14 protein-coding genes and 3 pseudogenes are annotated in these 9999 nt (G+C 42.8%); 9 read left to right on the forward strand and 8 right to left on the reverse strand.

Features of this window, described 5'->3' with window-relative positions:
• Positions 1-129: 129 nt before the first annotated feature.
• A complete protein-coding gene (locus LC586_RS38070) occupies positions 130-486 on the forward strand; it encodes an aminoacyl-tRNA deacylase (RefSeq protein ID WP_233715809.1) in 357 nt (118 codons plus the stop codon).
• Between the two features lie 49 nt (positions 487-535).
• Positions 536-1221: pseudogene (locus LC586_RS38075) on the forward strand (IS1 family transposase).
• Between the two features lie 22 nt (positions 1222-1243).
• Here LC586_RS38075 and LC586_RS38080 read toward each other — a convergent pair.
• A pseudogene (locus LC586_RS38080) lies at positions 1244-1435 on the reverse strand (IS4 family transposase); the annotation flags it as partial.
• A 474-nt stretch (positions 1436-1909) separates the two neighbouring features.
• Here LC586_RS38080 and LC586_RS38085 point away from each other — a divergent pair.
• The 4 genes from LC586_RS38085 (at position 1910) to vapC (ending at position 3193) form a co-directional block, all read left to right on the forward strand.
• Positions 1910-2080, forward strand: a complete 171-nt coding sequence (locus tag LC586_RS38085) for a hypothetical protein (protein WP_229490946.1) — start codon at positions 1910-1912, stop codon at positions 2078-2080.
• Between the two features lie 92 nt (positions 2081-2172).
• A complete protein-coding gene (locus LC586_RS38090) occupies positions 2173-2340 on the forward strand; it encodes a hypothetical protein (protein WP_229490947.1) in 168 nt (55 codons plus the stop codon).
• A 179-nt stretch (positions 2341-2519) separates the two neighbouring features.
• Entirely contained in the window at positions 2520-2774 is a 255-nt protein-coding gene (locus LC586_RS38095; RefSeq protein ID WP_229490949.1) for a hypothetical protein, read from the forward strand.
• Entirely contained in the window at positions 2771-3193 is a 423-nt protein-coding gene (gene vapC / locus LC586_RS38100) for a type II toxin-antitoxin system tRNA(fMet)-specific endonuclease VapC (RefSeq protein WP_229490951.1), read from the forward strand. Before LC586_RS38095 ends, vapC begins: the two co-directional genes overlap by 4 nt.
• Positions 3194-3293: 100 nt before the next feature.
• Here vapC and LC586_RS38105 read toward each other — a convergent pair whose 3' ends face one another.
• The 3 genes from LC586_RS38105 to LC586_RS38115 all read right to left on the reverse strand — a co-directional run bounded on the left by LC586_RS38105 (position 3294) and on the right by LC586_RS38115 (position 4966).
• Positions 3294-3731: a cysteine hydrolase family protein gene (locus LC586_RS38105; protein ID WP_233715810.1), complete on the reverse strand. Its 438-nt coding sequence runs from the start codon at positions 3729-3731 to the stop codon at positions 3294-3296.
• Positions 3732-4249: 518 nt separating this feature from the next.
• Positions 4250-4450 (reverse strand): hypothetical protein, encoded by a 201-nt coding sequence (locus tag LC586_RS38110; RefSeq protein ID WP_229490952.1) that lies wholly within the window; start codon positions 4448-4450, stop codon positions 4250-4252.
• Positions 4451-4888: 438 nt separating this feature from the next.
• The gene (locus LC586_RS38115; protein WP_229490968.1) at positions 4889-4966 is read right to left on the reverse strand and encodes a hypothetical protein; all 78 of its coding nucleotides are present in this window, start codon (positions 4964-4966) and stop codon (positions 4889-4891) included.
• A gap of 71 nt (positions 4967-5037) precedes the next feature.
• On the opposite strand from LC586_RS38115, the gene LC586_RS38120 reads away from it, so the two are divergent.
• Entirely contained in the window at positions 5038-5310 is a 273-nt protein-coding gene (locus LC586_RS38120) for an NAD(P)H-dependent oxidoreductase (protein WP_229490954.1), read from the forward strand.
• Positions 5311-5803: 493 nt separating this feature from the next.
• On the opposite strand, the gene LC586_RS38125 is transcribed toward LC586_RS38120, so the two are convergent.
• From LC586_RS38125 to LC586_RS38140, 3 genes are all read right to left on the reverse strand, one after another.
• Complete coding sequence (locus LC586_RS38125) at positions 5804-6112, reverse strand: LysR family substrate-binding domain-containing protein (RefSeq protein ID WP_229490956.1); 309 nt, start codon at positions 6110-6112, stop codon at positions 5804-5806.
• A 537-nt stretch (positions 6113-6649) separates the two neighbouring features.
• Positions 6650-6931 carry a DUF5674 family protein gene (locus LC586_RS38135; protein ID WP_229490957.1) on the reverse strand — a complete coding sequence of 94 codons (282 nt, stop codon included), beginning with the start codon at positions 6929-6931 and terminating at the stop codon, positions 6650-6652.
• A gap of 130 nt (positions 6932-7061) precedes the next feature.
• Positions 7062-7232: a hypothetical protein gene (locus tag LC586_RS38140; protein ID WP_229490959.1), complete on the reverse strand. Its 171-nt coding sequence runs from the start codon at positions 7230-7232 to the stop codon at positions 7062-7064.
• A gap of 398 nt (positions 7233-7630) precedes the next feature.
• Here LC586_RS38140 and LC586_RS38145 point away from each other — a divergent pair, with 398 nt between their 5' ends.
• Complete coding sequence (locus tag LC586_RS38145) at positions 7631-8341, forward strand: hypothetical protein (protein ID WP_229490961.1); 711 nt, start codon at positions 7631-7633, stop codon at positions 8339-8341.
• A gap of 257 nt (positions 8342-8598) precedes the next feature.
• Complete coding sequence (locus LC586_RS38150) at positions 8599-9417, forward strand: hypothetical protein (protein WP_229490963.1); 819 nt, start codon at positions 8599-8601, stop codon at positions 9415-9417.
• 457 nt (positions 9418-9874) lie between these two features.
• On the opposite strand, the pseudogene LC586_RS38155 reads toward LC586_RS38150, so the two are convergent.
• Positions 9875-9999 (reverse strand): annotated as a pseudogene (locus LC586_RS38155) (IS630 family transposase); the annotation flags it as partial.

Here is a 9999-nt window from a genome sequence, read left to right on the forward strand (position 1 = left end):
TAAGATAATTTATATTTCCAAGAAAATTCGATTTGTTTTGTTTATAGCCTCATGAGATTTTACAGTTATTTAGATATTTCAGGAATCCTTTTTAGTTTTTATTAGTAAATAAGATGCGTTTGCCCTGGTCTGACCCCAGAGCAAGTTTTTAAGACTTTAGTAGTCAGAGGTGACACAACAGGTATCTGTTTTGCTGTTGTACCGGGAAATGCTCAGTTAGACTTGAAAGCCTTGGCGCGGATTTCAGGAAACCGGAAGGTTGAGACAGTTGCCCTGAAAGAAGTACAGCCACTAACAGGATACATTCGTGGCGGTGTGACAGCTTTAGCTAGTAAAAAAGACTATCCAGTTTACCTTGATAAAACAGCAACCCTATTCGAGCAGATTACTGTTTCTGGTGGAATGCGAGGAATGCTGCTTCTGCTATCTCCCTCTGACTATTTACGTGCAGTCAATGGTACTTTGGGGGCAATTGTACAAAATTAGTACAGAAATTGGTGTTGCATAATATAGGGATGAGTTGAGGTGTTCTACTGTGCAATGTGCATACTGTGAGTCTACTGAGATCAGAAAAAATGGTAGGTAAACTGTGGGCACATTTGTGTCAATTGTGGTCGTCAATTTATCGATGTTTACAGTACACCTTGAGGGTACTCAGATGAAATAAAGCAAGAATGTTTAAGGTCATACGTCTCTTGTCTTGGGATTTCGAGCAATTGAGCGTGATAAAGGAGTTCACCATACAACCGTAATTTATTGGTTAAAACAAATCAGCGAAAAACTCCCCGATGCACCGCCAAGCGAAGACATACCAGAAGTTGGAGAATTAGATGAACTAGAAACCTTCGTAGGTTCAAAAAAAACAAAGTTTGGTTGTGGACGGCAGTAAATCACTTTCATCCGGGGATCTTAGCTTGGGTAATCGGCGATCGCAGCCCAAAAACATTTAAATTATTGTGGGACGTTGTTTCCTGTTGGCAATGTTACTTCTACGTGACAGACGGCTGGAAAGTTTATCCCTGTTTTATACAGCCAGGAGACCATATCGTCAGCAAAACCTACATGACTAGGGTAGAAGGCGAAAATACCCGCCTGCGCCATTACTTGGCAAGACTACACCGAAAAACACTCTGCTATTCTAAATCCGTGGATATGCTTAAACATTCAATTCGATTATTACTTCATTATTTAAAGTATCACGAAGTACCCGTATTTAGGTGATTCATCCCGCATTTATGCAACGCCAGTCACATCCTTGATTTAAGGTGGCATGAACCATGCGGTAAGAATGTAGCCCTCTATCCCACATCAGCAGCATCCCTTCACTACAAGCTCGTAGTAGTTTTAAAGCTCGGATTCTTTCTCCCATGCGGTAAGCACACATCAAGGCATCAACAATTAGATGCGTTCCCGCCTCAATTAGCAATACTAAACGGGAGCAATGCGATTTTGTGAGATGGAGAAGCAGGGGAGGCAGGGGAGGCAGGGGAAGAGAAAGAAATAAGTGTATAAGCAATCTGTTTCGGTAGTAAAAAGTACTAAAAATGTCTCTTTACTCCCCCTGCTCCCCCTGCCCCCCTGCCCCAGGGGTAGCGCATCTCAAACCCAATATCTTTATCTGCATTAAGAGCAAGCAGGTGCCCCATCATAGACATATTTGCTTTTTCAAGGCAACCCCAAGTACTACCGCATCCATAGACGGCATCCGCGATTTTGAGCTTCTTCCTCGGCGGGACACAGAACATGGTTGCTGGTGATGGGTGTTGGGTAAGGAAGTCTGGGGGTAGAGTTGAGTTAATGACGCTTAGGCACAGCCCGTCGTAGACATCGCTAGATGGAGCGTAGTCAATCGCTTCCCCAATCGATTCTCCCAAGATTGCCGAAAGCCCTGCTGATCTAGGCTATTGCAGTGATGAGTGGTGTGTTGGTGGAAAATCTGGCGCGAAGATTCGGTTTGGTAGCGTTTGTGTTAGAAAAGTCCCTGTTGAGGGAAAACTTAAAACAAGACCCTGTGTTGGAGATATTGGCTGTAATTCGTCAGTCCAATGCTACAAACTCCAAGGTTACACAACAAGAGTGACAAAGTGTCTATCAATTAAGAGGATAGCGCAGTTATTGTAGTTTTTACAACCAACTGTAGATTGCAATTTTAAACATCAGGTGAGGCATCTAATGAACGGTAGTACAAACATGAGAACTACTCAGCAAGTCATGGACATTACAGGCGCTCCTGCCCAAGTATGGGGGAATGTTTTAGTTCCAGCAAAAGGAACAATCACTGTCAAAGTTAGAGTCTGTAAAACCAATACAAAAGCATTATCATGTGATTTTACATTATGAACGGATTGGGAGAGCAGAGTCTAAATTTGAAGCTATGCAGGATACGCTGCTAGGAAATACGGTAGTTGAAAATGCCAAAGTTACTTTGATTGAGATTGATGCAAATTTACCAGTCCAGCCCTTAACTTCATGATGTGCTAGATAATTCCAAATGAATCGGCAAGTAGGAGAAAACAGTAATGCAAAGTATCAAGTTGCGTTCTCACGTAGGATCTGACGGGATCTTACATTTAGAAATTCCACTGGGGATAACGGACAAAGAAATAGAAGTGACAGTAACCTATCAACAGCTAGAACCATCAGCACCCCCAAAAACACCAGAAGAATTGGGATGGCCAGCAGGATTTTTTGAACAAACTTACGGCAGTTGTCAAGACGATCCAATTGTGATTGATTTTGAAGGTGATTTTGAGACAAGGGAAGAAATTGTGTGAGGTATTTATTAGATACCAATGTTTGCGCTCGTTATCTCAATGGTAGGTCACCGGCAATTCGAGAACGCTTACAGTCAACAAATGTAGAAGAGATTGCTGTCTGTTCACTGGTAAAGGCAGAGTTGTTTTATGGTGCGATGAAAAGCAATAATCCCCAAATTACTTTAGCTCGACAACAGCAGTTTCTCAATTTGTTTGTTTCACTACCCTTCGATGATGTTACTGCCCTCACTTACGGTAGAATTCGTGCAGAATTATTCGCAAAAGGTACTCCAATAGGCCCTAATGATTTCCAAATAGCTGCGATTGCTTTGACACATAACTTAACGTTAGTCACGCACAATACGAGAGAATTTAGTCGCGTTAATGGATTGGTGATTGAGGATTGGGAGCAAGAGCGAACAGAACTTGGAACTTAGGGACATTCACCCTCAAAATGTAAATTAGATTTGGAACTGTTTATAACATTTTCTCAAGAACCTCATCAGTCATTTTAATTTGGTTTTTTCCTATATTACGTTACAGCAAAAAAATACCCGCATCATGTGCTTGCTGACCACCGTGACTAAAGCAAGCATCCTTGATAATGACTGGTTCAATACCACGCTCAAAAGAGTCAATTGCTGTCTTCAAAATGCAGCTATCAGTCGCAACTCCACAAAGATATATTTTGCTGATTTGATTAATCAAAATAAAAGTCGAAAAATTTTCCGTAAATGCAGAGTGATAAGGTTTATCAAAAATATTATTTATATAGGGTTGAAGTTTATCAATAATACTCGTTTCTGGTTCTTGCATCAACCTTGACCAATGAATTAGTTTAACATAATTACTGTCAGCAGTATTGATAAATCTTGTGAATTCAACAAGTTTACCAGCCGCTAAAAAACGCTCAATTAATTTAATGACAGTAGGAATAATATAGGACTCCTGTCTGATTTCTGAACAAGATTTCAGAGAAAACCTTGATAAAACGGGTTTTTAAGTCTCAGTATGTTTTCAAAAATCAAATCGGAGTCCTATATGTCTGCATTTCTCAGACATAAAACCGTTTTGCATATCTACTACAAGAAGGATTTCGCTCATTTGTGGCAGCATTTATTTAGATTAAGAATTACGAAGTAAATAAAACAATACTATAAAAGACGGCATCCACGACTTTGAACAGATGCCCTGACTGGCTACAGGACATCGTTACTGGTGATGGTGTGCTGGGTAAGGAAATCTGGGGATAGAGGAAGCGATCACTCAGGGGAGATTATAATCCATCGCCCCCCCCAATCGATTCTCCCAAGATTGGCGAAAGTCCTTCTGATGTGGGCTATTGGAGTAATGAGTGGGGTGTTAGTGGGAAATCTGGCGCGGGGATTCGGTTTAGGAGCTTTTGTGTTAGAAAAGCTACTGCGGAGGTAAAACTTAAAACAAGATCCTATGTTGAAGATTTTGATTGTAATTCGTCAGCCGAACGCTACAAATTACAGGACGGGAGCAACAGTAGTGGTAACGTGTGCGTGAGTTGAAAGGATAGCGATCGCGCTTGTAGCTTTATTGAAGGCATCCGCGACTTTGAGCAGATGCCCTGGCAGTCCAAAGACATGGTTGCTGGTGATGGGGTGCTGATGAGCGAAAATCTGGGGATATTGGAAGTAAGCGTAGTGCAGCCCAGCGTAGTCCATCGCCTCCCCAATCCATTTTCCCTTTGATTGCCGAAAGTCCTGCTGTATGTTTATTGAGAGATGACAAATCCCTCTCAAATCATAGATATATTCTGTGCTGTGATAGAGGATTTTTTGCTCCTACTTGAGTATTCTATTTAGATTAGATAAAGAAATTGTCAGAGAAATCACAATTTTCCTGCTTTCTACCTAATTTTTAGTGTATTTTGCTTAAAGGGAAACAATTTTTAAAGTCATACTGGTAGTAGATAAATAGTCTTAAAATCACGATGGTAAACATGAATTTGACAAACGAATTTGATAGTAATAAAACTAATTTGGATAAGCAGAAAAGAGGAGCTAAAACTGATATGAATTCATCATCTGACGAACTGATACAGACAAACAAAACAATTAATATAGATGGTCAGCGTCCAGTCGATCCAAGTAACATTGAAATTAAAGAAACAATTGCCGCATTAATCGAATCCCGGCAACGAGAAGACGCACATCAGCTTCACTTTGCAGATAGTTCATCCGTATGACTGGAGCGTCTTTGGGGTTAGATGAGCGCAAACTGACCCCTCCTGTCGTTATGGTCAAAGCAAATGCACAGTTTCAGCCAAGAGATTCAAGCTGAAATTCATAAGCTTTTTTGGTGTGATGTGTTGATTTTTCAATTTCCTCTATGGTGGTTTGGTTTACCCGGTATTCTCAAAGGATGGGTAGATCGAGTCTTTGCAATGGGAACCATTTACGGTGGTAGACGCTTTTATGACAATAGGGTTTTACAAGGGCGCAAAGCAATGCTGTCATTAACGACTGGTGGTCCAGAGACTATGTATAATCCGACAATTATACTTGCTCACGAGCAAGGCTAAGAACTAACGACAAAATCAGTATTTCTCGTTTAGTTTAGTTTCCAAGACTCAAAGCGCTCGCCGAAATCTTTGTCAATAAGCAGCGATTAATGCGACTATTTTTGAACTTGTTGAGAATTAAGGGGTCTTGTTGACATAATGCGTTTGCCCTGCTAGTTCAACTAGAGATTTAATCCTTTGTACGCAAGCCATACCATAAAGTATTTTTGAGTACTAAAGTTTACATCTACCAAGCATGATTTAGGCAAGTGATAGCCTTTTCTTTCCCAACACCTCCACGCTTCCCTGAAGCAGGACAAGGGATTTGGATAGCGGCATGAACTGTTAAAGTTCCTGAATTAACAGATCAAGAGATTCGCGATCGCCTGCATTTGGAGCGAAAAGTAGAACGAGCGTTTTTTGAAGCAAGAAAGGCGCTGGCAGAATTACGCGATCGCAGATTATATCGCTCCACGCACAAAACCTTTGATGAGTACTGTTTGGATAGATTTGGCTAAGGAGCACTATAAAAATTTGGCTTTGCTGATTGCGATCCCACACAGATGTGTTCTTTTTGAGCTAATGGATGAGTTGATGACAAAGCCACAACTAAAGTTTCTCTGTGAATACACTTATAAGATAGTGTGTCATCTTCCAAAGGTGGGTGAGCAAAACCCACATGAATCCGGGAATCTCTCAGTGCTTGCTCCTGTTGACTTGTAGTTAACTCGCGTAAGACTAGTTCTACTTCCAGAAATTGCTCGCGGAATTGTCGCAAAATCAAGGGTAATAGGTCGAATGGCGCTAAGAAAAGCTGAAACACTTGTGGTTTAAGCAGTTTGCTTTCATATTTCGTAATTCATGCCGGGGTTTTGTCATCAAGGGGTAAACTTTTGGGCGGCGTTTACGAACTCGTGGTTCACTTCTGCCAGGGCGATGTCTGACGACAAGCCGCAACTCTTGGAGACGCTTTGCGAACGCGTCTACGCTCACAGTCTTGTGAACGATAACTTTTAGTCTCATTGCGATAAATTTCAAGACGTTTTGTGTTGTGAGCAGCTAACAACTCGGGAATAAAGTTATTTAAATGATGGCGAGTACCTTGCTTAGACTTGCGCAACGGAGGAGTACCGTAAGTATTACCTGCCGACCACATCAAACTACGAAGTAGATTGTAAGCGAGCAAATAAACATAAATTTCTTTGCGTACCATAGATGGAGTTTTACACTCGCAAACTGAGCGTGTCTTTTGTGGCGATCGCTTGCCCTAAACTGCATCAAGGACGACCGCCTGACCCCCTCCTCCACTGTTCAATAGCTTTCAAAGCTGTAGCCCTTATTCCGTATAGCTTAGAGCTTTTCAAGCGTGCCATTCCTCCATTGACCTATTTTGCCGGGGGCGGAGATTGACAATCGATTCAAAAATCATCTTTTGAGTTACAGGCATAAAGCTTGCCGCCCAGATAGTTTCTTGCCGACTACCATCACCCAAAAGAGCCTGTTCGCAGTCATAGTGCAAATCACCACCACCAACTAGTACCCGACGTTCGATATCGACTGCGGTTTTGATGTAGAACTTGTGCTGTTGCAGCATTTGTTCAAGTTGTTCAGGGGTAGCGCGTTCGCGTAACAGCAAAATCATACAACTGAAAACCTCTGTAATATCATCAAAGCTAACTAGAAAGGCGCTCTGTTTCTTGCAACCAACTTAAAATAGTCAGCGCTAACTCCCAGGATTCGCGCCGCTCCCAATTAGGTAAGTGATTCAGTACTCATGCAAGGAATATTGCTGGGTTTTCCAATTCTCCGCCACGAGCCGCAACACCATCCTTGACCAGTTGCCCCAAAGTGGCAGCTTGATTCCCTTTATAGTCAGGCTGTCTCTTAATTTCATCAACAATCCAGTCCGGTACTGTAATTGTTTTAAATCCTGGCTTCGGCATATACAACAGAGAAATAATCTTCTGATAGTACGGCAGTTTACGTTATGTTTGCAAATCTTTGTGCGGTATGGTACGTTAAAAAATGGACTACTCGCACAATAGCTTCACAAATAGTAGGAGCAATCGTAGGATGAACTACGCCGTCAATATCCAGAGCAAAAATGGACGGTCGATTCACAAGTTCCAGACGAGATTTTAGCTAAATTTCGAGATATTACCAATAGTGAGATATTACAGCCTCAACAATCACCTATAACAGATATACCCGAAGCCACAATCACTAAAGCTGACGAGGCAATTCAACAAGCCTCATACAAGTTAACTGCGGCTGATAAAGAGACTAAAGACTTTGGTATTTGTAAAAGCGTTCAAAATATCAAACAAAGTAGGAGAAAATAATGGCTAATGGTGCAGAAAGTAACAGCACTAATAGCAACAGCGATAGTAAGCCCAAGGATAAGAAGCGATCGCTTGGTGAAATCATCGATTTTTGTGCCAAGGCTGTTGTGATGATTGTCGGCTTACCCATTAGGGCTGCCGCCGCGATCGTTAATCAGTTTGTTGCTAACGGTGGTGCAGGTCGTGCGTTAGTTGGAGGGATTTTATTTATTGGTGGTTCCATAATCAGTACTGATTCAACTTGGCAATTAATCTTTCAAGGGCCGCCTGTTTTTGCCTGGTTTGAGCCGACTTGGAATTGGCTAAATGTGCCGTTTGCACTTTTCAACCCGTTTTTTTACCTGGCATTCATAATTTCTGTAGGTGTGCAAGTAATCGAAGCCCATGCCCTACGCGGTAAGAACCCAGATTCAGCACGACGGGAACTTCAAGACCACATGGTTTATGAGCTTGAAACTAAGCCTAGTGGCAAGATTGACTTGGTAGGGCAGCTTTGGGTGGACTACAAAACCGCAGGTACACGCGATCGCTCTAACGCAGGGCTAGTTGTGATTGCGGTTTGGGTGTTCGATGTTATCACCACCTTTGCAGCTCGTAACCCATTCGACTACACAGCCCCATTCATGATTTTGGGCTGCATCTTATTTAACATCGGCACAATGATGGCGGGTGAAATTGGGTTCGCTATTTGGCGGTTGACCAAAGATTAAAGTGAGTGCCGCTCAACGAAGAGGCAGGGGGAACGGGGCTATTAGCTGGGGGAAATTACCCCATTCTCCTGTTCTGGAATGAAGGAAAAAACATGGATCTGAGTCCTTCACTTCCAGAGTAGTGGTTCTCGTACCCTACGAGATTGAGCGCAACAGGTGGGTCGAACTCCATTCTTTTCTATCCCCCCTGCTCCCTTGCCTCTTCCTCAACAACTCTTCAGCCGAGCGGCTTCTTAACTCAACAGGGCATTTCTTTTATGCAAAGTAACAATATCCCAAAAATTACAACTAAAGAAACTGAACATTTGCGATCGCAATATCCTAATTTGTCTCACTTGGAAGCCGGAAATATCGCCCAATGGCTGCAAGAGAGAAAAGATGGATTATTTGAAATGGCACGGGCATCTGAGAATGAAGCAGACATGACCCGTGTACTTGGTTTGTTGGCTGGGGGGATCGGAGCGGTTTGTTATGCGGTCAACCCTTTGGCTATAGTCGGTGGTTTAATTGGCGGTGCTGCGTGGCTATGGTTTGTTGTCGAACATTCCAACAGAACCAAGGAGATTGCCCCCTTGCCTTTTGTGCGTGGTAATTTTGTAGACGCTCTAGCTCGTGCTGGGGATTATGATACTAGGAGCAATTATCAAGCGGATCATCTTGCTAATACCGTTAAATTCCTAGAGCGACACGAGGCAGAAGAGTATACCTTTCTTCATGCTGAGTTTGAAAATATTGGCCAGTATTTAACGCAAGTTGAGCCAGGAAAACGTTTTTACGCTTATCGCTTTCTGTTTGGCTGGTTTAGCAAGCTTAAGGGTCGTCAGCTACCCACTTATCAAAGCATGGCTCTCCATTTACAGGATGTGACAATTGACAGCCGGATGAATCGGTCGGAGGTAAATGCCATTGCACAGGCTCAAACCCAGTTACCACCGACCGTAGATATTAAACAATTAACTTCACCAAAGAGGCAGTTCTTGGAAGGGAGCAGGGAGCAGGGGGAGCAAGCCCTTCCAAGAACTGCGTGGAGCAAAGCGAAACACGGGTACGAAGCCCCGTCCTTCCAGGACGCTTGAACTGGGGCAAAGTACAAGCCCCGTCTCAGTTTTTCCCCCAGCAAAGCGCCCCCTGCTCCCTTGCCTCTTTTGACCAACTGTAGATATTAGGCACACTCGCCAAGCTTCGGAACTTTCTAGACCTACAGAGTTACAGCCATCAGCTAATGGGCTTGCACCAGAGACTATAATTAATCTCCCTTTGATTAATAGGGCAAACGCACTTATCGCTGCTTTAACGAAAAGTGGTTTCCAAGTAGAAGATATGATGAGTTCCCAAGTCATTGCGATCGCTGGTACTCAGAGAGGTGGCAAGGGAACCTTAGCAGCAATCTTGGCAACATTATCTACTGCACTTGATCCCGGATTGAATACCCAATACTTTACAGCCGGGGTAGACGTTTACCCCTTTGCCTGCAACTTGACCTCTGCCCTTAAATACCCTGAGAAAAATGCGGATGGGGCTGATGAACTGGTTCTCCAAATCATCGAGTGTCTCAAAAGATTGATTAGCAATTGGTTCATCAATTACAGTCCATAGCCTAACTGAAGAGTTGTAATTCAGGTGAATGAGACGGCAAAAATGTTAGATGTAGTCCTTCA

Source organism: Nostoc favosum CHAB5714, from assembly GCF_020829495.1.
Lineage (GTDB): Bacteria > Cyanobacteriota > Cyanobacteriia > Cyanobacteriales > Nostocaceae > Nostoc > Nostoc favosum.